Genomic DNA, 22,559 nt, shown 5'->3' with positions numbered 1-22,559 from the left:
CCTACCGGACTGCTACGCAGGAAATCTCCACGCGCGCCCCCCGCGGAAGTGCGGCCACCTGCACGGCCTCCCGAGCTGGGGCATCGTCGCTGAAGTAGCGCGAATAAATCTCGTTCACCTGCGCGTAGTCATTGATATCCGCCAGGTAGACGGTGCACCGTACCACGTGACGGAAGTCCATCCCGGCGGCCCGTAGCACGGCGCCCAGGTTGTCCAGCACACGCTCCGCTTCAATCTCAACGCTGTCGGTCACCATGTGCCCGGTAGCCGGATCAATCGCGATCTGCCCGGAGCAATACAGGGTATCTCCCGCCAGAATGGCCTGACTGTAGGGGCCGATGGCGGCGGGGGCCAGCTTTGTTTTGATACGCTGGCGGCGGACGGTGACCTTCTCTCTTCTCATGGTGGATCGAAAGTAGGAGAGCCACTACCGTACCTTGGTGAGGTTGCTCCTTAGACGTATCGAATTCTGATTAAAGAACATGGAACTGGGTCTCGACGGAAGCGCCGCATTTGTAGCCGGCGCCAGCAGCGGTCTTGGTAAAGCCTGTGCCGATGCGCTCCTGGGCTGTGGCGCGCGGGTAGCCATCTGCTCCCGCAGTGAGGATCGCATCGCGGAGGCGGCTGAATCTCTCCGTGCCGCACACCCTGGAGCGACCGTGCTGCCGCTGGCATGTGATGTCACTGATGAGGCACAGCTGGCATCGGCGCTGCGGAAGACCGCAGACGCCTTCGGTGGCCTGCACGTCCTGGTCACGAACGCCGGCGGGCCGCCGGCCGGCACCATCGACGACTTCGACGCCTCAGACTGGGAGAAGGCACTCCAGTTGAACCTGATGAGCACCATCAATCTGTCCCGACATGCGTTGCCCCATCTCAAGCGTACTGCCGAGAGGGACGGCTGGGGCCGCATCATCATGATCTCGTCACTGAGCGCCAAGCAGCCCATTCCCACACTCTATCTCAGCAACGTCTCAAGGGCAGGCGTGCAGGGGTTCGCCAAAAGCCTGTCGGAAGAGGTGGGTGCACTCGGCATTACAGTGAACACGGTGCTCCCGGGGTACACGCGCACGGATCGATTGCGCCATCTGTCGGACGCACTTTCGGAACGCACGGGCAAGTCGGTCGATGAGGTCGAGGCCGGCTGGGCCGAAAGCTCGGCACTGAAACGCATCGGCACGGAGGAGGAATTCGGGGCGACGGTCGCGTTCCTGGCGTCCCGGCCTGCCGGATATATCACCGGTGTCGGCCTGCCGATTGACGGTGGCGCCGTGAAGTCACTGCTGTGAGTAGGCTTCTTCTACTGGTCGTTCTGGCCGGTGCCTGTGCCTCCCCGTCTCCGGAGCGGGAGGCCAGGTCCGGACTCCCGGTTCCGACGCCCGAAACGCCCTTTTTGGCTGTGCTGGGCATAGGGCAGGACGGCGGGGTTCCCCAGACCGGCGATTGGGATCACCCCGGCTGGACCGATCCCGGAAAACGGCGCCTTGTCAGCTCTCTCGGGCTCATCGATCCGGAGTCAGGGACCTCCCTGCTGCTCGATGCGACACCAGACCTGCCGCGTCAACTTCGACGCATGCACCTGCTCGGCGCATCCGGTTTGCCGGCCATTTTCCTGACCCATGCGCACATCGGGCATTACGCCGGGCTGATGTACCTCGGTCACGAATCCATGGGTGCTTCTGATGTGAACGTGCACGCCATGCCGCGCATGGCAGCGTTCCTGCGGGCTGACGGGCCCTGGTCCCAACTGGTCAACAAACAGAACATCCAACTTTCCGAGTTGGAAGCGGGCACGCCGGTCCAGATCAGCCCGTTTGCGGTGACAGCCGTTCTTGTGCCTCACCGACAGGAGTACTCGGAAGTCGTCGGCTACCACGTTCAAGGCCCCTCCCGGTCTGTGCTCTTCATCCCGGACATCGATTCGTGGGAGGACTGGGATGCCTGGGGTGAATCCATTGAAGAGCACATCGCCCGTGTAGATCTGGCCTTTCTCGACGCGACGTTCTTTGCGAACGGAGAAGTCCCCGGCCGTGACATGTCCGGCTTCCCACATCCGTTCATTACGCACTCCATGCAGCGGTTTGAGGACTTGCCGGAATCGGAACGTGCCAAGATCCACTTCATCCATCTCAACCACAGCAACCCGGCGCTCTGGGACGGCCCCGAGCGTCAGCGTGTCATCGATGCCGGATTCCGCATGGCCGTGGAAGGGGCGCTGTTCGAACTCTGACGCACAGACCGGCGTCGCAGGGACACGATTCGCAGCGCGGCCGCAACGATCGACCAGCCCGATCTCACGCACGATGGGATCTCCTGCCTAGGTTCGCTTCTCACCTGCTCCCCCATCCCCATGCGCCTTCTGCTACTCCCCATTCTGGCACTGTCCCTGGTTGCCTCCGCGTCCGCACAAGATGTTGCCGACGCCGACGCTGATCGTCAGGCGCGACCATGCCACTATGATGAGCGCTTCCGCGCGTTTGACTTCTGGATTGGTGAGTGGGAAGTCACCGTGCCCGGCGGGGCCGTGGCCGGCGTGAACCGCATAGATCTGGTCGAAACCGAGTGCGTGCTACAGGAGAACTGGACCAGCGCCAACGGCGGCACCGGCCGGAGTTTCAACTATCTGGACGCGGCGACCGGCAGATGGCATCAGCTTTGGGTCGATGGCCGTGGAGGCCACACCCGCTACGAGGGTGAATTCCGGGACGGAGCCATGCGATTCGAGGGCACCAATGTGTACGGGAACGGCACCACGACCATGATGCGCATGAGCTTCACGCCGATGGACGACGGGAGGGTGCGCCAGTTCATTGAGGAGTCGCGCGACGAGGGCCAGACCTGGTCCGTCTGGTTCGACGGCTACTATGCCCGGAGCGCCTCGAACTGAAGCTCGTCCCCGTCAGGCCTCCAGCCGAAGCCCGTCATAGGCAAGGCGCATCCCGGGCGGCAAAGCTGCGTCCTCGACTGCGTGCAGCACCGAGTGCGTCATGTGCACAAACCAGGTTTCCCGGGCCCCGATTCGCTCCGCAGCCGCCACCGCCTCATCGAACGAAAAATGGCTGCGATGCGGGTCCCTGCGTAGCGCATCCAGGACCAGCACCTCGACGCCGTCCAGCAAACGAAAGCTCTCCTTGGGGATGAGGTTGGTGTCTGTGAGGTAGGCAAAGGGCCCGAACCGGTATCCGAACACCGTCGTGCCCCCGTGGGACACCGGAATGGGCTGCACCTCTATCGCCGCATCATCCCGACGGGAGTACAGAGCAACCGGCTGCGAGTCGATGCGCGTCAGGGTCAGGTTCGAGACTCCCGGATAGCTACCGTCCTCGAAGATGTAGGCGAACATGCGCCGTAGGGTCTGCTCGGTTTCCCGGGGCGCATAACACGGAATGGCCTCCCGATTGCGGAAGAGAAAGGGGCGGAGATCGTCGAGCCCCACGACGTGGTCAAAGTGGTGGTGGGTGAACAGCACGGCGTCGATGTGCTCCACGTGCTGTGTGAGCGCCTGCATGCGAAAATCAGGGCCGACATCAATCAGGACCGACACACCGCCCCACTCCACCAGGGCAGAGCACCGCGACCGCCGATCACGAGGATCCGGTGAGTTGCAGACCCGGCATCGACAGCCGATCACGGGCACGCCCGTCGATGTCCCGGTACCCAGCAGGGTGACCCGGACCGGATCAGCCATCAGCCTCTTCCTGCAGTTCGACATCGACCGCAGCGGCCCAGGCATCTTCCAGCACCTTGCGCACTGCGGGCTTCAGATACACCGAGTCCACGGGTAACGTTTGCAGGGCCCTCGCCAGCACCGCCAGGTGCGCCTCCGCAGGCTGGTTCTTGTTCAGCATCATCAGGGTCTCGTCATTGCGCACGCACAGACCTCCGCGAAAACTGCCCTTCTCCCTGCGAACCGGAACGCCGAGCTCACGCACGGCCTGCTCCAGTTCCTTGACCACCTGTTGAACCTTCATGGTCGAATCTACGCCTACCAGGTGATTCCTACCCGCAGAGACTGGGTATTTCCGTCATAGGTCACCTTGCCCGATCCGGCCGCATCGAACGCATCCGGCCCCCCGACACGCCAGGCCTGATACCGAAAGCCGTATCCCAGCGCCAGACCGAATCGTCCGAACAACTGGTCTACGGTAATGTGCAGATCGCTGTCTACGAGGGTCGTCCATCCGCCGGAGGCGCCGAAACTGCGGGTTGCATACCCGATGCCGGGGACTCCGCGAACCTGCACGCTCACTCTGCCAGACTCCCTGCGACCGGCAAGCCCGGCGCCAAGCCCCACGCCGGTATACTCGAATGCGGCGAACTGTGAGCCGGACTCGATGCGTCTGACCCGCCGGTAGCTCGAGTGGAGCATGACCGGCACGAAGACCGGCCAGTCCTCCGTTCGATCGGCCAGCAACCGACCAAACACGCTGAGGTTGAGATCGAACAGGTCCAGCGCCCCGTCATCATTGAACGGAGAGCCGTTGTGCAGAGCAATCTGCAGGCCGGGGCGTGTGATGTAGAGGCCGACCACCGTCTCCGAGAAGTCGAACGCGATGGCCGGATTCTCATGATCCAGCGCAAACGCGACCGGAACGGCGGCCACGGTCACGGTGGACAATTCCGGGCGTGGCTGCGCATTCCCCGAAGCAGGGAGCATCGCGGCCAACAGGACTGCGGCGGCCAGAAGCCGAATGAACCTCACTGGTCGGACTGAGCGGGCTGGTGACTGGACGAGTATCGCAGCTTGAACGGCTGGACCTTCGGCATTTTCTCTTCAGCCGACGCCTCGGCCGGCCCGGCTGCCTCCTTTTCCGCCGAGTCGGACGCGTTCAGTTGCACGGTCTTTTGCGCCGCCTCCACTGAGGTCGGTGGCTGCTCCACGGAGTGTTCGTCTTCGGGAGAGCCGTTCTTGCCGGACGCATGTTCCGTGTCTTCAGTCGAGGACCGCTCCGCCTTGACCTCCGGCTCGGCCTTGACCCGGGACTTGCGTCGCGAGCCGGCCGCCTTGCCGGCTTTGGTGCTCTTGGCCCCATCTCCGGTGTCCGCCAGGTCGCTCTCGGCGATTTCGAGGGACGAATCCCGGGCTTCGGGTGCTGCGGAATCCTGCTTCGGCATCGCCTTGTCTACCGCCTCCGCAGACGCCTCTTCAGCCTGCGCAGTCTTTGTCTGCCGGCGCGACGTCGAACTGCGGCGCGAGCGGGTTTTCGGCTTCGCCTCGGCGGACTCGGAGCCGTTACTGGAGACTTCCGCGGCCGTCGACGACTCCCCGTCGGAGACTACGGCCGCCTTTGCACCCGCCGCCTTCTCGGCGCGAGCTGAACTCCGCGGCTTGCTCTCTCGCCTGGGCTTCTGAGCCTCAGAGCGCGAGCGGTTGGAGCGGGAAGACTTGCCGGACTCAGAATCGGACTTGGACGATTCCGATTTGGAGTCCGCATCGCCCCGGGCTTTCTGGGCTCGCCGGCTCTGTTGATCCTGATTCCTGCCCGAACCGCCTCTCCGTGCCCGGCCGTCGCTCTGGGGTGTGTCCTCGGATCGCTTGCCGCGTCCGCGCCGCTCGTTTCGCTGCTCTGACCCGCGACCGCTCGTTGCCTCTGCGGGAGCCTGAGCATCCCTTGCCTGGGGTGCGTCCTCGGCTTCCGTCGACGCCGCCTGGCCATCCTTGCGCTGCGTGCCCTTTCCGCGACCGACCTCCTCGCGCTTCTTGCGTCCGCGTCGAGGTGGACGCCGTATTTCCTTGCCGTTGGTTTCGTCGTAGAACCGGAACCGTCCCGGGTCCATTCCCGGCGACCCCTCCAGCACGACCCGCATGCGGTATCGGAACAGACAGGGTAGCCAGAACCCAAACAGGCCCTTGGACAGATAGGCCGCCGTAAACGGATGCACCTTGAGCCGGATGGCACCCTTCCAGCGGGCGTTGCCGAATGCCTCGAGCCAATCCTCGATGCGACCAATGACCTCACTGGGCTCCACAACCCGCGGGCGTTCCCGCGCCTCCCGGATGCCGCTGCTGGCCGCCTTTGCATCGATATCGGCCACCGATTCTTCGTGCAGATCCGAGAAGGTGTGCGTGATGCTGGGACGCAGGCGCTGCCGGGTAATCTGCATCAGACCAAAGTCGCTCATCGGAAGCACCTTGGTCACCGCGCGGTCCTTGCGGAATTCCCGCCGCATCTGCTCGTACACCTTGCGGCGACTGCGCTCGCTGCGCATGTCGATGAAGTCGATGACCAGGATCCCGCCCAGGTCCCGCAGTCGGATCTGCCGGGCAATCACCTTGGCAGCCTCGATGTTCACCTTGAGGGAGTTTTCCTCCTGGGAAAGCCCCTTGCCGGCGCGGCCCGAGTTCACGTCGACCACGTGCATGGCCTCGGTCTGCTCGATATACAGGTAGCCTCCCGACGGCAGGTTTACCCGGCTCTCAAACGCTTCCGCCACCGCGCGGTCGATGCCGACCGTCTTGAACACGGGCGTCTTCTTGTCGTGGAATCTCACCTTGGCCCCCATGTCCGGTGCGACCGCCTGCACATAGCCCTTGATGTTGCGGTACATGCGCTGCTCATCGATCAGAATGCGATCGAAGTCCACCGAAAACAGGTCGCGCATGATCGAGGACACCATGTTTACGTCCTCGTAGACGGCCACGGGCGGCTTGGGCTTCTCGGCCAGCCGCTTCTCGATCTCGGTCCACTTCTCCCGCAGGAGCCGCAGATCCGTATCGAGCGCCTTGGCGTTCTGACCTTCCGCCTGCGTGCGCACAATCACGCCGAATCCGTCCGGGAGCAGCATCTTGGCCAGCGCACGGAGCCTGCGCCGCTCCTTGAACGAAGACACCTTCTTGGACACGGCCACATAGTTGGCCATGGGTACCAGCACCAGGAATCTGCCGGCCAGGGAGATGTCCGTCGTAACTCGGGACCCCTTCTGGGCGATGGGCTCTTTGGAGATCTTCACCAGGATGGGCTGATCCCGCTGGAGGAAGGACTCCGGAGGCACGCCGTCGTCATGCTCTTGCGACTGCCCGCCTCCGCGACGCCCGGAGCGACCGCGCTGCTCGGCCTGCACCTTCTGGCCGGCCTTGCGGCGATGTCGTCCCCGCAGTCCTACAACGCCCCGTTTTTGCTGGTCGTCCTCCTGCTCGAGGGCCAATTCAGCTTCCGGATCCTCGGCCCCGTCTTCCAGCCGCTTTCTGCGTCGGGCACTGACCGGCTTGCGTCGCTTTCCGCCTTTGGACTGTTTGGCCGACCCGGATGCAAACCGGGCTATTTCAGGCTTGTCGGACTTGACGTATTCGAGCCAGTCCGGGATGCTCTCGCTCAGGTCAGAGAAATGGAGAAACGCGTCCTGTTTCTGACCAATGTCGACGAAGGCCGCCTGGATGCTCGGCATGACCCTGCGGATCCGGCCGACAAACAGGTTGCCGATGGTTCGTTCATGCTCCTCGGTCTCAATAAAGAGTTCCGCGAGATCGCCGCCTTCAACGATGGCGATCCGGGTGGTCTGACCGTCGGAGTTGATAACAAGCTCTTTGGACATGGAATTCGCGCGGCCGCGCTCCTGTCCCCTGGAGACCGCCCGATACCACGGGCAGAAAATCCGGCGGGTCGTACTACTTCAGATCCCGCCTGAGCCCGGAAAATCCCGGGCAATGGACTGCCGGGCGGACCTGCCGCCGGCCACTGGGTGAATACAGGTCTCCCGAAGCGTCTTGAGGCGACGTCGACGGAGCGCTGGCCTTTTGGAAGATGAGTCCGCGAATCCGAAGCCGAATGAATCGGGGTGCTTCGAAGTCGGGGAAAGTGCCGACCGGATGGGCCCAGAGCGGGCCTCCAATCGGAAAGAAGTGCGATGGTTCGCAAGATCTGCCGCACCGACCAGCCCCCTGCAAGGAGGACCATGTACATCGAAACCAGAGCCGCGCGCCTGCGCTGTGGCCCAGATTTCATGATGGATGTACGCATACCGGGGGAAGCAGACCTGAAATTCGAATCTTGGTGTCCGCTCGGGCGCGGACCTCGGTCGTCGTATAATCCATGATCGTGCCGAAATGATCCCCCGCAAACCCCGAATGCGCACCCGGCAACAGTCCCGAACATGAGCACTGCTTCCACCTCCTCAGCCGGACGCGGCCTGGAGGGCGTCGTCGCCCTCGAAAGCCGAATCAGCGACATCGACGGTGCCAAGGGCCACTTGGTCTACGGCGGATACGAGATCGATGACCTGGCCCGGCACAGCACCTTCGAGGACGTGGTGCATCTGCTATGGCACGGCGATCTGCCCGACCCGGCTCAGCGGACCGAACTCACCGACCGGCTTCGCAGGAGCCGCTCGCTGCCGCCCGGGGTTGTGAACCTGCTGGACCACGCGCCTTCGACCTCCTCCCCGATGGCGGTGCTTCGCACTGCGGTCTCGGCGCTCGGCCTGAGCGATGGGGAGGCCGACTCGCCGGATCGGGACGCCAATCTTCGCAAGGCCGTGCGCCTGGTGGCGCGCACGCCTGTCATCGTGGCCGCCATAGCCCGTATCCAGGCCGGGAAGAGCCCCCTGATGCCCGATCCCGACCTGAATGAGGCGGACAACTTCCTGTACATGCTGCACGGTGAGCGCCCCGGTCCGCAGGCCAGCCGCATCTTCGATGCCTGCCTTATTCTGCATGCCGAGCACGGACTGAACGCGTCGACCTTTGCCGGACGGGTGATAGCGGCCACGATGGCAGACATGTACGGAGCGGTCACCGGAGCCATTGCCGCGCTGAAGGGACCGCTGCACGGAGGGGCCAACCTGAAGGTGAAGGAGATGCTGGACGAGATCCGCGCCTCCGGCAAGGACCCTGAACGCTATGTCATGGACAAGCTCGCCGCCAGGGAGCGCATCATGGGCTTCGGTCACAGGGTCTACAAGACCATCGATCCCCGGGCCACATTCCTGCGCGAAATGCTGGCCGACCTGAGCGCCGAGCGCGGAGATACGTCCTGGCTGACGCTCTCCACGACGCTGATGGAAACCATGGCCCGGGAGAAGTCGCTGTACCCGAACGTGGACTTCTTCTCTGCTTCGGTGTATGCGCTGCTCGGCATCCCGGGCGGCCTCTTCACGCCCATTTTCGCCATGAGTCGCATGGCCGGATGGACGGCCCACCTGCTGGAGCAGTGGGACGGCAACCGACTGATCCGGCCGCGGGCCGCTTACGTGGGCCCTTCGGCCCGCAGCGTTCCCAGATAGTCCGTCGGGTCCCGGCAGACGGTGCGGCCCGGTGCGGCGGCGGCCCGGTGCGGTGCGGCCCGGTGTGGCCCGGTGCGAGGGCGGCCCGGTGCGAGGGCGGCCCGGTGCGAGGGCGGCCCGGTGCGAGGGCTGCCCGGCGCGGCGGCGGCCCGGTGCGGCGGCGGCCCGGTGCGGCGGCGGCCCGGTGCAGCGCCCACCAAGGCGCGCGGTTGTGGAATACCAACCCCGCATTACACGTCGCTACGCGCCCCCCGCGGCACCGAGTGGAATACGGCCCCGAATTCCACGTTGGGACCCGCCAGCTGGGCGCCGATGCGGAATCCGGGGCCTCGATTCCACATCGCCACCCCTAAACCGCGCCTAAGTCTCAAAAGAACGGCCAAGTCCCGCTCACCGCGCCTCAGTCCCGGTCAGCCCGACGACCGATGAAATCCCTGTTTGAACCCGTCGGCCCGGGCGTTTGAGCGGACACAGGCGTATTCTCCGGCGTAGGTATTTCGCGCAGAGATAACGCGGCCTCCCCAGCGGGCCTCCGGCCGCAAACCGCACCATCCGCATGCTGAAAAAGCTGTTTCAATCCCCGGTCCTGAAAAAGGTGATCACCGGGGTCACGGGACTTGCGCTGACCGGCTTCGTGCTTGCCCACATGACGGGCAACCTGGCTCTTCTGGCCAGCGATCAGGCATACAACGAGTACGCCGAATTTCTGACCGGACTCGGCGCCCTGTTCTATCTGATTGAGGCCGTACTGCTGGCCTTCTTCCTGTTCCACATCGTTGCAGGCATCAATATCTGGCTCGGCAAGCGCAAGGCCCGCCCTGTCGGATACGATCGGTACCAGAGTGCAGGCAAGCCCAGTTACCAGAGCGCTTCCTCCCGTTCGATGATCGTCACCGGTCTGATTCTGCTCGGCTTCCTGGTCCTGCACCTGGCCAGCTTCAAGTTTGGCCCCGGCGGTCCCGGCAACGCCAGCGAAGCCTACCTGGTAGCCTACGATGGAGCCGAGCCCATCCGGGACCTGGCCAAGCTGGTGCGCGAGCGGTTTGCGTCTCCAGGCTATGCCTTCGGGTACACGGCCGTCATGCTGCTTCTGATGGTGCACCTGCGCCATGGCGTCTGGAGCGCGCTTCAGTCCATCGGCGCCATGCGGCCGTCGATCTCGGCACCGCTCTACGTGGCAGGCGGCGTTCTGGGCGCCGCCATCGGGCTTGGATTTCTGTTCGTGCCCCTGGGCGTCTATTTCAATCTTATCTGACCGGTCCATGGCTACCCTACCCGACTCACAGGTCCCTGCCGGCCGACTCCAGGAGAAGTGGGACAACTACAAGAACAGCATCAAGCTGGTCAACCCGGCCAACAAGCGAAAGCACGATGTGATCGTGGTCGGCACCGGTCTTGCCGGTGGTTCCGCGGCCGCCACTCTGGCCGAACTGGGGTATAACGTCAAGGCGTTCTGTATCCAGGATTCTGCCCGCCGTGCCCACTCCATTGCGGCCCAGGGCGGCATAAACGCCGCGAAGAACTACCCGAACGACGGCGACACGGTGTGGCGGCTCTTCTACGACACGATCAAGGGTGGTGACTATCGCTCACGGGAAGCGAACGTCTACCGTCTGGCGCAGATATCGAACAATATCATTGACCAGGCAGTCGCCCAGGGCGTGCCGTTTGCTCGCGAGTACGGCGGGCTACTGGCGAACCGGTCGTTTGGCGGCGCGCAGGTGTCCAGGACGTTTTATGCCAGGGGGCAGACCGGACAGCAGCTACTGCTTGGAGCCTACCAGGCCCTGGCGCGCCAGATGGAAACCGGCAAAGTCCAGATGCACACGCGCCAGGAGATGCTGGACCTCGTCGTCATCGACGGCCGGGCCCGCGGCATCATCACGCGGAACCTGGTCACAGGAGAACTGGAACGGCACCTGGGCGATGCGGTCCTGCTTTGCACGGGCGGATACGGCAACGTCTACTACCTGTCCACGAACGCCAAGAACTCCAACGTGACCGCGGCCTGGCGCTGTCATCGTCGAGGAGCGTTCTTCGCCAACCCCTGCTACACCCAGATTCACCCGACGTGCATTCCGGTGTCGGGAGACTACCAGTCCAAGCTCACGCTCATGAGCGAGAGTCTGCGCAACGACGGTCGCGTCTGGGTACCCAAAAAGCCTGGTGACCCCAGGCCGCCCAGACAGATTCCCGAGGACGAGCGGGACTATTACCTCGAGCGCCGCTATCCGAGCTTCGGCAACCTGGTACCACGAGACGTGGCATCCCGGAACGCCAAGTATGTCTGCGACGAAGGCCGCGGCGTGGGAGAAACCGGCCTGGCCGTTTATCTGGACTTTGCCGACGCCATCAATCGACTCGGCGAACAGGCCATTCGCGAGCGATATGGCAATCTGTTCGAGATGTACGAGCGCATCACCGGCGAGAATCCGTACAAGGTGCCGATGCGCATCTACCCGGCCGTGCACTACACCATGGGGGGCCTCTGGGTCGACTACGGGCTGCAGACCACGATCCCCGGACTCTTTGCGCTCGGAGAGGCCAACTTCAGTGACCACGGCGCCAACCGTCTGGGAGCCTCGGCGCTCATGCAGGGTCTGGCGGACGGCTACTTCGTGATCCCTTACACGCTGGGAGACTACATCGCCTCCAACCGGCTCGAAGCGGCCACCACCGACCACGACGCGTTCGCCGAAGCGGAGGACGCCGCGCGCACCCGCATCGACAGGTTGCTGAATGTGAACGGCACCAAGACCGTCACCGAGTTCCACCGCGAACTGGGCGCGCTCATCTGGGACTATGTCGGCATGTCGCGCACCGGCGATGCCCTCAAGGAGTCGCTAGGCAAGATTCAGAGTCTGCGTGCTGAGTTCTGGGAAAACGTGCGTGTGCCGGGCGAGCCCAACACGTTCAACAAGAACCTCGAGTTCGCCGGTCGCGTGGCCGACTTCATGGAACTGGGTGAGCAGATGGCCCTCGATGCCCTCAATCGAGAGGAATCGGCCGGTGGTCACTTCCGCGAGGAGTACCAGACCCCCGAAGGCGAAGCGCTGCGTAAGGACGACGAGTATGCCTACGTCGCCGCCTGGGAATTCACCGGCGACCCGTCCCAGCCCAAACTGCACAAGGAGCAGTTGGAATTCGAAAACGTCAAGCTGACCACTCGGAGCTACAAATAGCCTCAGATCCATGAACCCCATGCGAATCAAGCTGAAAGTCTGGCGTCAGGAAGGCCCCAATACCAAGGGTGGATTTGAGGAGTACACCGTGCCGGATGCCAATCCGCACATGTCGTTCCTCGAGCTCCTGGACGTGCTCAACGAGCAGCTCATTGGAGAAGGCAAGCGCCCTGTGGAGTTCGATCATGATTGCCGGGAGGGTATCTGCGGATCCTGCGGCGTCGTGGTGGACGGGGTGGCCCACGGCCCCCAGCAGCGCACGGCCTGCTGCCAGCTGCACATGCGGCACTACAAGGACGGCGACACCATCGTCGTAGAGCCGTGGCGAGCCACAGCGTTCCCCATCATCAAGGACCTGGTGGTGGACCGCAGCTCGTTCGACCGCATCATCGCGGCGGGCGGCTACGTGTCCGTGAGTACGGGATCGGCCCCTGATGCCAACGCCCTGCCCATCGCCAAGGAGGATGTGGATCTGGCGATGGACTACGCGACGTGCATCGGCTGCGGTGCCTGTGTTGCAGCGTGCCCCAACGCCTCCGCCTCACTCTTCACCTCCGCCAAGATTGCGCAGCTCTCCATGCTGCCACAGGGTCAGCCGGAGCGCGACGAGCGGGTGCTCAACATGGTGGACCAGATGGCCGAGGAGGGCTTCGGGGACTGCTCCAACCATGCGGAGTGCGAGGCGGTGTGCCCAAAGGGTATTTCGATCTCGTCGATCGCGCGCATGCGCCGCGACTACCTCAAAGCCAGCCTGAGTCGGTAGTCCCGTGCGCAGGGTTGCGCAGATCCTGCGCTGGGTGCTTGCTGCGGTTGTGGCCTTCTACCTGGTCGTGTTCGCCGGGGACCTTCTGGCATTCGAGACCGAGGTGCCTGCGCTGCGTGCTGCCGCCGTCGAGGCTGCGGGCTTCGACGGCGATCCGGACGTGCAGTACGCGGCGACGCGGGATTCCCTCGGCGTGCGACTGGCCGAGCGAGCCGCAGCCGGCACGACGGATGCCCGCCGTCTGGAACTCGAAGGGGAAATCGCCGACTGGCAACAACGCATGGGGACGGTGATGCGCCACGTGGACGTGCAGCGCGTTGCCTCCCGATATCGGCTTTATGGCTGGACGGCCGTGACGGTACTCGCCGCGCTATTGCTGGTGCTCATGGCCGGGCCGGCCGTAAAGCGGAGACTGAACAGCACCTAGCGGGTCAGACCGCCGCGCCGAGTTCCGACAGCGCGCTTTCGAAGAGTCGAAGTCCGTCTGCCGACCCCAGCAGGCTCTCGACATGACGCTCCGGATGCGGCATCATGCCAAGCACGTTGCCGGCAGCGTTACGGATTCCGGCGATGTTGTTCGCCGAGCCGTTGGGGTTCGCCTCCCGTGTCACCTGACCATCCGTCGTGACGTAGCGGAACACCACCTGCCCATCGTCCTCCAGTTTCTGCAGGACTTCGGCGGATGCGTAGTAGTTGCCTTCTCCATGGGCCACCGGAATTTCCAGCACGTCGCCCGGGGTGAGACCCTGTGTGAAGGGCGTGCCTGTCGATTCGACCCGGATGTGAACCGGCTTGCAGACGAAACGCAGGGATGCGTTGCGCATCAGCGCCCCCGGTAGCAGACCAGCCTCACACAGAATCTGAAAGCCGTTGCAGACCCCGAGCGTCAACCCTCCGGACCGGGCAAAACGCACCACGTCCTGCATGATGGGGCTGAATCGGGCGATGGCACCTGAGCGGAGGTAGTCGCCGTAGGAGAATCCCCCCGGCACAATCACAAGATCGAGTTCGCCGAGAGCAGCCTCCTTGTGCCAGATGAAGCGCACATCCTGCCCCATGACATGCTTGAGGGCGTGATAGGCATCGTGGTCGCAGTTCGATCCGGGAAAAACGATGACGCCGACGCGTGCGGACATGGCAGCAGGATTGGGTTGCGCTGAAAAATAACGCGCAGGCTCGGCGGCAGAGTTTTGTGCGCGTGAATTCGGGGCACCCGGGCCGGGTCGGAGACCGGGCGCGTCGAAACCTCAACATACTGCAGCGGCGTGCGACCAAGGCCGCACGCCGCGTACAGGGCACCTGATCCGCCCTCCCTCCTGGCGGACCCGGTGATGAGAGATTATCTCAGTCCACACACATGGTGCAGTGCCTACTGGGCCGTCGCTTCAAGTTCGAGGATGAGTCGTACATCTTCGGCGACGATCAGTCCGCCCGCCTCGGTGAGCGCATCCCACTTGAGACCATAGTCAAAGCGACTGATTGACCCGCGGGCCTCGAAACCCAGCACCTGATTGCCGCGCATGGTTGCTGAACCGAGATACTCCACGTCCAGCACAATCTCCTTGGTCACGTCGCGGATGGTCAGGTCACCGACCAGCTCGAACTCACCGCCGTCCAGGTTGCGTACTTCCTTTGACGTGAACGTCATGGTCGGAAACGCCTCGGCATTGAAGAAGTCATCGCTGCGCAGGTGATTGTCCCGGCGCTCGATTCCCGTGTCTACGGATCCGGTCTGGATCACGGCTTCTGCCTTCAGCGTGGACAGATCGGCCGGGTCTACGGTTGCCGTCGCCTCGTAGTCGGTGAATGAACCGTTCACATTGGTGATGCCCAGGTGCCGGACCTTGAATCCGATGTTGGAGTGTGCGGCGTCGATCTGGTACGTCTCGACCGCACCGGCGATGGCTACAGTCGCGGCGACCGCCATCAGGAGTGCTTTGCTCATTGCAAAAATTGCGTGTTTTGGTTGTCAGGCATTGGACAGAACGTCATGGAGGTCGGTATCTCCCGGCCGCCAAGCCTGTGTGGCGGATGCCGATTACATGTTACAACAACTAAATTTGTTTCCATCGCAAACGGGACAACAAGTCCTCGGCCATCGGCGTTATAGGTTTCTTCGGCCCGCCCATCCGGAACAGGCCGGGTCCGCGCAAGCGTTCCGCTGCCCCACATGATCCCCAAGGAACTCTTCAAGACCATCCGAAAACTGGAGATCCGCACACGCGGCCTGGTTTCGAACATCTTTGGAGGCGAGTACCACTCGGCTTTCAAGGGGCAGGGCATCGAGTTCGCAGAGGTGCGTCCCTATCAGTTCGGAGACGACATTCGCAGCATCGACTGGAACGTGTCGGCGCGGTATGAGGAGACGTTCGTCAAGGTGTTCGAAGAGGAGCGGGAGCAGACGGTCATGCTGCTCGTGGACGTCTCCGGCTCGGGCGACTACGGCTCCCAGGGCAAGTTCAAGCGCGAAATGGCCGCAGAAATCTGCGCCATCGTTGCATTCAGTGCGATTCAGAACAACGACAAGGTCGGGCTACTGCTCTTCTCCGATGAGGTCGAGCTCTTTGTGCCGCCCAAGAAGGGCCGACGCCATGTCCTTCGGCTTATCCGGGATTTGTTTGCGCACGAAAACCGGTCGCACGGGACAAACCTGTCCGTGGCCTTGAATCACGCGTTGCACGTGTTGCATCGCCGATCCATCGTGCTGCTGGTCAGCGATTATCTGGACGCCGACTATGAGCCCGCACTGCGTGCGGTGGCCCGGCGACACGACACGGTCGCCATCCACCTGATCGATCCTACGGAGGAGGCGCTTCCCAACGTGGGCATGCTCGAGGTGACCGATCCGGAGACTGGCCGCACCCACATCATCGATACAGCCGCACGCTCCCAGCGCAGTGACTACGCGGATGCCGCGGACGAGCGGCGACGCCTCACGGAGGCCATTCTCCGGCGCGTTCGCGTGGATCGTGTGCCCGTGCACACTGATCTCGGCTACCTCGACCCGCTGGTGCAGTACTTCCGCAGGCGAAACCGGCGCATGGCCCGGTGAGACTCGGCGCATTCATAGCGATGCTCTGTCTGGCGGTCCCGACGGCGCATGGTCAAACCGTGCGCACGATCATCGACACGGACTCGCTGTCGGTGGGTGCCCGGCAGCAGCTCACGGTCACGGTGCGACACGACGGCTCCCGCATGGCCGTATTTCCCGACCAGCAACTGGGCCCCGTGCCTCCTGGCGCAATCGGAATGGTGGGGGACCTTGAACTTCTGAGCCGGGTCTCGACCGGCAGCCGCCTGCTGGCCGATGAGAGCCGCGTCGACAGTGTCGTCTATGAAATCACCACGTTTGCGCTGGACACGGCACGCGTCGCGGCGTCTGTCGGGCTTGCGACTGAGCTGGACACAGCACGTTTTGCATCCGTCGAGGGTCTCTTGCCCGTCCGGTCCGTGGTGCCCGAGGATGCCGAGGACATTCGTGATCTGGCCCCGCTCGTGGAGTTCCCGCGCGCCGTCTGGCCGTGGATCCTCCTGTTCCTGGCCGCACTGGTGGTCATCTGGTACTTCTTCCTGCGCAAGCGCCCCGACGAAGCACCCGAGGAGGCCTATGTGCCTCCTGAACCCGAAGAGCCGGCCATCGAAGAAGCACTTCGGCGACTTCAGTCCCTGGCTGCGCATCCTCCGGCCGAGACCGGCGTGAAGCCATACTTCGTGGAACTGTCCGACATCGTGCGTACCTATCTGGCACGGCGAACCCATGTGCCGGCCAGGGAACTGACCACCCGCGAACTGCTCCTCGAACTCGACCAGCGCGCAGCCCTGAAGCGCGACCGCATCCGCGAAGTCAACCAGTTGCTCTCGGTCTCTGACATGGTCAAGTTTGCCGACCAGCGTCCGGGGCCCGAAACGGCTGCCCAAACGCTGGAAGCCGCCCGGGAATCGATCCAGCGCACAGAGTCTGACCTCAGGCCCGCGCCCGCTCCAGAAGAGGAGGTGGCTGCATGATGCTGTTCGGCTATGAGTTCGCGCAGCCCCTATGGCTGGCCGCGCTGCCCATCGTCCCTCTGCTCGTGGCCTTCCGGTACTGGAAATCACGCGCCGAACGTGGCATGCGGTTCTCCACGGCCGGGGTTGCGGACGGCTTCCGACCTACGCTGCGAGTCAGGTTGCGCCATGCGCCGATGGTGTTTCGAACGGCTGCGCTGTGCCTGGGCATCATTGCCATGGCGCGCCCCCAGGAACGCAACGTGTCTCGCGAGCGCTTTGCCGAGGGCGTCGACATCATGATGGTGCTTGACACCTCCACTTCGATGCGTGCCGAGGACTTTCGCCCCAATCGTTTCGAGGCCGCCCGGGAAGTCGGCGCCGAGTTCGTTTCCGGCCGCACCTCGGACCGGGTGGGACTGGTTGTTTTCGCCGCGAAGGCCTACACCCAGGCCCCGTTGACGCTGGACTATGACTTCCTGCGCAGCATGCTTGATGAGGTGGAAGTGGGCGTCATCGAGGACGGCACCGCAATCGGCACCGCACTGGCCATGGCCGTGAACCGGCTCAAGGATACCGAGGCCACGAGCAAGGTGATCATCCTCCTGACCGACGGCCAGAACAATCGGGGCGAGCTCAGCCCGGAGACCGCCGCCGAGGTCGCGCAGACGTTGGGCGTGCGGATCTATGCGATCGGCGTCGGTGCCCGCGGCGAGGCGCCGTTCGTCATCGACCACCCCTTTGCCGGCCGTCAACGGCGCATGGTTGCGGTGGAAATTGACGAAGAGATGCTGACTCAGGTGGCCGAGACCACGGGCGGCCGCTACTTCCGCGCCACCAACAATACAGCGCTGAGGGAGATCTACAGCGAAATCGGCGAACTGGAGAAGACCAAGATCGAGGAGCGGATTTACACCGACTACGAGGAGCGCTATCCGCGTTTTCTCGTCCCGGCCTTCCTCCTGCTGCTTCTGGAGATCCTGTTGTCCACAACCGTGCTGCGACGCTTCCCGTGAACTGGCTGAATCCGATATGGCTGTGGAGTCTGGCGGCGGTGCCCGTCGCGGTCGGGCTGATGCTTTTTGCCGCGATGCGGCGTCGGGCTGCCACGCGGCAGTTCGGGGATCAGAGCCTTGTGGCCCGCCTCACTCGCTCCGTCAGCGTGCGACGCAGACGTTGGAAGGGGGCCTGTATCACGGCGGCGGTGGGCCTGTTGGCACTCTCGCTCGCCGGCCCACGGTTCGGCACGAAGCTTCGCGAAGTCGAGCGGGAAGGCATCGATCTGGTCATCGCCCTTGACGTGTCCCTGTCGATGATGGCCGAGGACGTGGCGCCCAATCGCCTGGAGCGAGCGCGCAACGAAATCAAGAAACTCCTGGAAAGCCTGCGCGGAGACAGGGTGGGTCTTGTGCTGTTTGCCGGAGATGCGTTTATCCAAACGCCCCTGACTACAGACTACGGCGCCGTGCGCCTCTTCCTGGATGTGGCGGACCCGTCGCTGATTCCCACCCCGGGCACCGATTTTGGTGAGGCGCTCAAAATCGCGTTGAGGGCCTTCCAGGCGCCGCATGCCGGCGGTCCGGACGAGCCGCGCACACGCGCCTTGCTCTTTGTATCCGACGGCGAGAACCATGTCGCCGACATCGAACAGATCCTGGGCGAGGCCCGGGCGGAGAACGTGGTCATCTTTGCCGCCGGCGTCGGCGAGACGGACGGCGTTCCAATTCCTTTGTATCGGGGCTCGCGCCGCGTCGATTTCAAGAAGGACGGCGCCGGACGTGTGGTCACCACCCGTCTGGAGGAGGCCGCGCTTCAGGACCTGGCGGCTGACGGTACCTACTTCAGAATCGCGCGCACGTCCAGTTCGCTGTCAAGCCTGACTACAGCCCTGGAACGTCTGGATCGAACCACCTTTGGAGCCGAGGAGTTCGAGGAGTACGAAGAGCAGTATCAGTGGCCGCTGGCCCTTGCGCTGCTGCTCCTGATGGTGGAGTTGGCTGTCTCGGATCGGGTACGCACCCGCGAGGACGCCCTGGCTCTGTACACCGAATCTGCCGAAACGTCGTGATGCGCCTCATCATCATAGCGCTGATCCTGGGCCTGTTTGGTCCGGACGACAAGAAAGAGGGTCGCAAGGGCAACGCGCTCATGCGGCAGGACCTGTTCGAAGAGGCTGCTGCCGCCTACCGGCAGGGACTGGCCGGGTTCAATACGGCCGAGCCTGACGCCGTGCACAGCGGGCTGATCAACAACCTCGGCGCTGCTCTCTTTCGGCAGGGTGACTTCGAGGGCGCGCTGAACGCCTTCGATGGTGCCGTGGCGCTGGCCACGTCATCAGACGCGGCGGCCGCCTCCGTGTACAATTCGGGCGGTGCCGCCTTCCGCGCGGAGGCCCTGGAAGAGAGTCTCGCGCGCTATCGGCAGGCCCTGCTCCAGAATCCCGGTAACGAGGACGCGCGTTTCAACTACGAGTTCGTGAAGCGCCGCCTCGAGGAGCAACAGCAGAACCAGGATCAGCAGCAACAGAACCAGGATCAGAATCAGGACCAGCAGGACGAGAACCAGGACCAGCAGGACCAGAATCAGGATCAGCAGGACGAAAATCAGGACCAGCAGGATCAGCAGCAGGACCAGAATCAGCAGCAGGACCAGCAGCAGCAGCCCCAGAACCCGGAAGAACTGAGTCAGGAAGAAGCCCAGCGCATTCTGGAAGCGCTGGAAAATGAGGAGCAGCAGCTGCTTCGCCAGGTTCAGAAGATGAAGACCCGCCCGCGCCGTGTCGAAAAAGACTGGTAGGATCCTTCTTCTGCTCGCGTTGCTGACCCAGATCGGCAGCGCCCAGGCCCAGATCCGCGTGCTGGCCAGTGTGTCCGAGCCGACCATCGGCACGGAAGAGACCGTCGCATACACGCTGGAGGTGCGCGGCGTGCGCTCCCTGGACACACCCGCGCCTCCCGAAACCGACGGACTGGCACTGGCCCAGAGCTTCCCCAGCCGTCAGACCAGCATGTCCATCGTGAACGGCGCGGTTACCCAGAGCATCAGCTTCTCGTGGATCTACCGACCCATCCGGGAAGGGCAAGCCACGTTTCAGGGGGTGACGATCTCGGTAAACGGCTCGCAGTACACGACCGACCCCATCGCCATCACAGTCATTCCGCAGGCCCAGCGCCCCTCCCGCCGTGCGCCTGCGCGTCAGAATCCGTTCGCGCCGTTCCAGCGTGTGGACCCACAGCCCACACCTGAGCAGGTCGACCCGGATGCGAGAGATCTGTTCATCGATGTAGTGCCGAGCACCCGCAACGCGGTGCACAACGAGCAGATTACCATTGCCTACCAACTGTACTTCCGGGAAGGGATTCAGCTGCGTCAGAGCCGCCTCACGGATTCCTGGGATGCCGAGGGATTCTGGCGCGAGGAGATGGAGGTCGAGCAGCGGCCCATCCCCCAGGTAGTCGTGCGTGATGGCCTGCGCTACAACCGCATCACGCTGATGCGCGCGGCGGTCTTTCCAACGCGCAGCGGCGACCTCACGGTGGATCCTCTTCGCATCGAGTCGGAGGCCGTGTTGCCCTCTCGGTCCAGCGATCCGATGGAGCGCTTTTTCTCGCTGCAACGGCGATTCCAGCCCGTGGAGCTGTCCTCTGCCCCCCTGCGGCTCACCGTGAGCCCGCTCCCGGCCGGTGCGCCCGACGAATTCCAGGGTGCTGTGGGTGACCTCCGCTTCAGTGCCGAGTTTGACCGAACCGAGCTGGAGGTCGGCGAGTCCCTGCAGTTGACCGTGCGGATTTCCGGCGACGGCAACCTGGCCACCCTGGCACCGCCTGCATTTGAGGCGCCGGGTGCGTTCGAACGCTACGACCCGCAGGTAAGCTCGTCGCTCGATCGCACCGGGCAGGAGCTGCGTGGCTCCAAGACGTTTACGTGGGTACTGGTGCCCCGGTCGAACGGTACCTTTGAGATGCCCGCCGTGCGCTACGCCTGGTACGACCCCGGCAGCGGCCGGTATCAACGTGCCGGCACCGAGCCGGTCACGATTACGGTCACCGGCACCGGCACCCCGGCCGCGACCGTGCTGGCACTCTCCGGCGGTCTGCCGGTAGACGACATTGCCGGTCCGCTGACCAGCGCGTCCGAGTGGGTACCCACGAACCGCGCGCCGCTGCACACCCGGATGTGGCCATGGCTGGCGCTGCTGGTTCCGGGCCTCGTCGTTGGGGGTCTTGCGCTGGCAGGAAAACGATCCCGCCATCTGGCGGCCAACCCGGCGCTTGCGCGGCTGCGCCGAGCCGGACCGCTGGCCCGGAAACACCTCAAAGCTGCCGACGCCCGCCTGGATGCTCAGGATCCCCGCGGTTTCTACGAGGCACTGGAGCGGGCCCTGCTCGGGTTTGTCGGCAATCGCCTCAATGTCTCCGAGCATGGCCTCACGCACGAGAGTCTGGAACAGGTGCTGGCCCAGCATGCTGTGTCCGCCACCGTCAGCGCGGAGCTCATCGCCTTCCTGGACCGCTGTGATCAGGCGCGATTCTCCCCGGTTTTGCCGGACGCCGAAAGCCTGCAACAGGAGCGGGCAGCCGCCGCGGATCTGCTTGTCACACTGGACGACGAGCTGAAACGATGAGGTCGGTGCTGCTCCTCCTTCTCACCCTGTCGGCACCCGTCTCCGCGCAGTCACTGCAGGATGCGCTGGTGGCCTTCGACGCGGGCACGGCCTCCGTGCAGCAAGGCAACTATGTCGCAGCCCTCGAGCAACTGGACAGCGCGCTGGCCAACGGATTCGAAAGTGCCGAACTGCACTACAATCGCGGGGTCGCCCTGTACCGGCTGGACGAGCTGGGCCCGGCGATCGCCAGCTTCGAGCGCGCTCGCCGGCTCGCCCCGGAGGATCGCACGATTGCCCACAATCTGTCGTTCGCCCGCGCCAGGATTCGGGATCAGATGTCCCAGTTGCCGCTCACATTCAGCGAGTCCCTGCGAGCCGGACTCGACCGCTGGTTCGGCGCCCTCGGACTGGTGCTGATTGGACTCGCGGGATACCTGGCCTGGTGCATCGTGATGGGCCTGCGATTTACCGGAAGACCCTACACGGACTGGATGCGGCGCGCGGCCTGGGCTGGAGCAGGCGTGGCGGTACTCGGCTTCGGGCTGGGCATGGCCATCTCGTCCGCCCCGGTGGACGCCCCTGCGGCCGTAATCGTGGCAGAACAGGTCCCCGTCTACGCGGATGCCGCCGCGACATCGGAGGCCGAACTCCAGATCCACGAGGGACTCACCGTTTCGGTGCTCGGGCAATCCGGGCAACTCACGGCCGTCCGTCTTCCCAATGGAGTCACAGGATGGGTGCCGTCTGACGCCCTCCTTGATGTGTAGCGGGGCTATCTTCCCCCCCACCTGCCTGTCCGCGCCCG

General features: G+C 64.0%; 22 protein-coding genes. 15 read left to right on the top strand and 7 right to left on the bottom strand.

The features are described 5' to 3' along the window. Window position 1: 1 nt before the first annotated feature. The gene (locus JJ896_07755) at window positions 2-403 is read right to left on the bottom strand and encodes a RidA family protein (GenBank protein ID MBO6779534.1); all 402 of its coding nucleotides are present in this window, start codon (window positions 401-403) and stop codon (window positions 2-4) included. 79 nt (window positions 404-482) lie between these two features. On the opposite strand from JJ896_07755, the gene JJ896_07750 reads away from it, so the two are divergent. From JJ896_07750 to JJ896_07740, 3 genes are all read left to right on the top strand, one after another. Further along, window positions 483-1,289: an SDR family oxidoreductase gene (locus tag JJ896_07750; GenBank protein MBO6779533.1), complete on the top strand. Its 807-nt coding sequence runs from the start codon at window positions 483-485 to the stop codon at window positions 1,287-1,289. Then, window positions 1,286-2,230: an MBL fold metallo-hydrolase gene (locus tag JJ896_07745; GenBank protein ID MBO6779532.1), complete on the top strand. Its 945-nt coding sequence runs from the start codon at window positions 1,286-1,288 to the stop codon at window positions 2,228-2,230. The genes JJ896_07750 and JJ896_07745 overlap by 4 nt, the downstream gene beginning before the upstream one ends. 120 nt (window positions 2,231-2,350) lie before the next feature. Beyond that, a complete protein-coding gene (locus tag JJ896_07740; protein ID MBO6779531.1) occupies window positions 2,351-2,887 on the top strand; it encodes a hypothetical protein in 537 nt (178 codons plus the stop codon). A 12-nt stretch (window positions 2,888-2,899) separates the two neighbouring features. Here the strand turns inward: JJ896_07740 and JJ896_07735 are convergent, their stop codons facing one another. From JJ896_07735 to JJ896_07720, 4 genes are read right to left on the bottom strand one after another with little or no spacing between them, the layout of a single operon-like run. After that, on the bottom strand, window positions 2,900-3,688 hold the full coding sequence (locus JJ896_07735) for an MBL fold metallo-hydrolase (protein MBO6779530.1): 789 nt from the start codon (window positions 3,686-3,688) through the stop codon (window positions 2,900-2,902). Further along, complete coding sequence (locus JJ896_07730) at window positions 3,681-3,971, bottom strand: hypothetical protein (protein MBO6779529.1); 291 nt, start codon at window positions 3,969-3,971, stop codon at window positions 3,681-3,683. Before JJ896_07730 ends, JJ896_07735 begins: the two co-directional genes overlap by 8 nt. 14 nt (window positions 3,972-3,985) lie before the next feature. Then, window positions 3,986-4,702 carry a hypothetical protein gene (locus tag JJ896_07725; GenBank protein MBO6779528.1) on the bottom strand — a complete coding sequence of 239 codons (717 nt, stop codon included), beginning with the start codon at window positions 4,700-4,702 and terminating at the stop codon, window positions 3,986-3,988. Further along, the gene (locus JJ896_07720; GenBank protein ID MBO6779527.1) at window positions 4,699-7,533 is read right to left on the bottom strand and encodes an Rne/Rng family ribonuclease; all 2,835 of its coding nucleotides are present in this window, start codon (window positions 7,531-7,533) and stop codon (window positions 4,699-4,701) included. The genes JJ896_07725 and JJ896_07720 overlap by 4 nt, the downstream gene beginning before the upstream one ends. Window positions 7,534-8,091: 558 nt before the next feature. Between JJ896_07720 and JJ896_07715 the strand changes: the two genes are divergently transcribed. From JJ896_07715 to JJ896_07695, 5 genes are all read left to right on the top strand, one after another. Further along, entirely contained in the window at window positions 8,092-9,219 is a 1,128-nt protein-coding gene (locus tag JJ896_07715; protein ID MBO6779526.1) for a citrate synthase, read from the top strand. Between the two features lie 556 nt (window positions 9,220-9,775). Continuing rightward, window positions 9,776-10,474: a succinate dehydrogenase cytochrome b subunit gene (locus JJ896_07710; GenBank protein ID MBO6779525.1), complete on the top strand. Its 699-nt coding sequence runs from the start codon at window positions 9,776-9,778 to the stop codon at window positions 10,472-10,474. 7 nt (window positions 10,475-10,481) lie between these two features. Further along, on the top strand, window positions 10,482-12,401 hold the full coding sequence (locus tag JJ896_07705) for a fumarate reductase/succinate dehydrogenase flavoprotein subunit (protein ID MBO6779524.1): 1,920 nt from the start codon (window positions 10,482-10,484) through the stop codon (window positions 12,399-12,401). Between the two features lie 19 nt (window positions 12,402-12,420). After that, a complete protein-coding gene (locus JJ896_07700) occupies window positions 12,421-13,164 on the top strand; it encodes a succinate dehydrogenase/fumarate reductase iron-sulfur subunit (GenBank protein ID MBO6779523.1) in 744 nt (247 codons plus the stop codon). Between the two features lie 4 nt (window positions 13,165-13,168). Next, window positions 13,169-13,591: a hypothetical protein gene (locus tag JJ896_07695; GenBank protein ID MBO6779522.1), complete on the top strand. Its 423-nt coding sequence runs from the start codon at window positions 13,169-13,171 to the stop codon at window positions 13,589-13,591. Window positions 13,592-13,595: 4 nt separating this feature from the next. Here JJ896_07695 and purQ read toward each other — a convergent pair whose 3' ends face one another. Beyond that, window positions 13,596-14,300, bottom strand: a complete 705-nt coding sequence (purQ, locus tag JJ896_07690; protein MBO6779521.1) for a phosphoribosylformylglycinamidine synthase subunit PurQ — start codon at window positions 14,298-14,300, stop codon at window positions 13,596-13,598. A 233-nt stretch (window positions 14,301-14,533) separates the two neighbouring features. Further along, a complete protein-coding gene (locus JJ896_07685; protein ID MBO6779520.1) occupies window positions 14,534-15,109 on the bottom strand; it encodes a polyisoprenoid-binding protein in 576 nt (191 codons plus the stop codon). 225 nt (window positions 15,110-15,334) lie between these two features. On the opposite strand from JJ896_07685, the gene JJ896_07680 reads away from it, so the two are divergent. From JJ896_07680 to JJ896_07650, 7 genes are read left to right on the top strand one after another with little or no spacing between them, the layout of a single operon-like run. After that, window positions 15,335-16,216 (top strand): DUF58 domain-containing protein, encoded by an 882-nt coding sequence (locus JJ896_07680; GenBank protein MBO6779519.1) that lies wholly within the window; start codon window positions 15,335-15,337, stop codon window positions 16,214-16,216. Then, window positions 16,213-17,169: a hypothetical protein gene (locus tag JJ896_07675; protein MBO6779518.1), complete on the top strand. Its 957-nt coding sequence runs from the start codon at window positions 16,213-16,215 to the stop codon at window positions 17,167-17,169. The genes JJ896_07680 and JJ896_07675 overlap by 4 nt, the downstream gene beginning before the upstream one ends. Then, a complete protein-coding gene (locus tag JJ896_07670; protein MBO6779517.1) occupies window positions 17,166-18,164 on the top strand; it encodes a VWA domain-containing protein in 999 nt (332 codons plus the stop codon). Before JJ896_07675 ends, JJ896_07670 begins: the two co-directional genes overlap by 4 nt. Then, window positions 18,161-19,216: a VWA domain-containing protein gene (locus JJ896_07665; protein ID MBO6779516.1), complete on the top strand. Its 1,056-nt coding sequence runs from the start codon at window positions 18,161-18,163 to the stop codon at window positions 19,214-19,216. Before JJ896_07670 ends, JJ896_07665 begins: the two co-directional genes overlap by 4 nt. After that, window positions 19,216-19,944 (top strand): tetratricopeptide repeat protein, encoded by a 729-nt coding sequence (locus JJ896_07660; protein ID MBO6779515.1) that lies wholly within the window; start codon window positions 19,216-19,218, stop codon window positions 19,942-19,944. The genes JJ896_07665 and JJ896_07660 overlap by 1 nt, the downstream gene beginning before the upstream one ends. Beyond that, on the top strand, window positions 19,925-21,772 hold the full coding sequence (locus JJ896_07655; GenBank protein MBO6779514.1) for a protein BatD: 1,848 nt from the start codon (window positions 19,925-19,927) through the stop codon (window positions 21,770-21,772). The genes JJ896_07660 and JJ896_07655 overlap by 20 nt, the downstream gene beginning before the upstream one ends. Next, the gene (locus JJ896_07650) at window positions 21,769-22,521 is read left to right on the top strand and encodes a tetratricopeptide repeat protein (protein MBO6779513.1); all 753 of its coding nucleotides are present in this window, start codon (window positions 21,769-21,771) and stop codon (window positions 22,519-22,521) included. The genes JJ896_07655 and JJ896_07650 overlap by 4 nt, the downstream gene beginning before the upstream one ends. The last annotated feature ends 38 nt before the right edge of the window (window positions 22,522-22,559 follow it).

Source organism: Rhodothermales bacterium (genome assembly GCA_017643395.1).
In the GTDB taxonomy this organism is placed as follows: Bacteria; Bacteroidota; Rhodothermia; order Rhodothermales; family UBA10348; genus JABDJZ01.
This window is presented reverse-complemented; position numbering and strand designations above follow the sequence as displayed.

Coding starts and splice junctions, on each gene's coding strand:
- JJ896_07755 (MBO6779534.1), bottom strand. CDS start 403: ATGAGAAGAGAGAAGGTCACCGTCCGCCGCCAGCGTATCAAAACAAAG.
- JJ896_07750 (MBO6779533.1), top strand. CDS start 483: ATGGAACTGGGTCTCGACGGAAGCGCCGCATTTGTAGCCGGCGCCAGC.
- JJ896_07740 (MBO6779531.1), top strand. CDS start 2,351: ATGCGCCTTCTGCTACTCCCCATTCTGGCACTGTCCCTGGTTGCCTCC.
- JJ896_07735 (MBO6779530.1), bottom strand. CDS start 3,688: ATGGCTGATCCGGTCCGGGTCACCCTGCTGGGTACCGGGACATCGACG.
- JJ896_07730 (MBO6779529.1), bottom strand. CDS start 3,971: ATGAAGGTTCAACAGGTGGTCAAGGAACTGGAGCAGGCCGTGCGTGAG.
- JJ896_07720 (MBO6779527.1), bottom strand. CDS start 7,533: ATGTCCAAAGAGCTTGTTATCAACTCCGACGGTCAGACCACCCGGATC.
- JJ896_07715 (MBO6779526.1), top strand. CDS start 8,092: ATGAGCACTGCTTCCACCTCCTCAGCCGGACGCGGCCTGGAGGGCGTC.
- JJ896_07710 (MBO6779525.1), top strand. CDS start 9,776: ATGCTGAAAAAGCTGTTTCAATCCCCGGTCCTGAAAAAGGTGATCACC.
- JJ896_07705 (MBO6779524.1), top strand. CDS start 10,482: ATGGCTACCCTACCCGACTCACAGGTCCCTGCCGGCCGACTCCAGGAG.
- JJ896_07700 (MBO6779523.1), top strand. CDS start 12,421: ATGCGAATCAAGCTGAAAGTCTGGCGTCAGGAAGGCCCCAATACCAAG.
- purQ (MBO6779521.1), bottom strand. CDS start 14,300: ATGTCCGCACGCGTCGGCGTCATCGTTTTTCCCGGATCGAACTGCGAC.
- JJ896_07685 (MBO6779520.1), bottom strand. CDS start 15,109: ATGAGCAAAGCACTCCTGATGGCGGTCGCCGCGACTGTAGCCATCGCC.
- JJ896_07680 (MBO6779519.1), top strand. CDS start 15,335: ATGATCCCCAAGGAACTCTTCAAGACCATCCGAAAACTGGAGATCCGC.
- JJ896_07670 (MBO6779517.1), top strand. CDS start 17,166: ATGATGCTGTTCGGCTATGAGTTCGCGCAGCCCCTATGGCTGGCCGCG.
- JJ896_07660 (MBO6779515.1), top strand. CDS start 19,216: ATGCGCCTCATCATCATAGCGCTGATCCTGGGCCTGTTTGGTCCGGAC.
- JJ896_07650 (MBO6779513.1), top strand. CDS start 21,769: ATGAGGTCGGTGCTGCTCCTCCTTCTCACCCTGTCGGCACCCGTCTCC.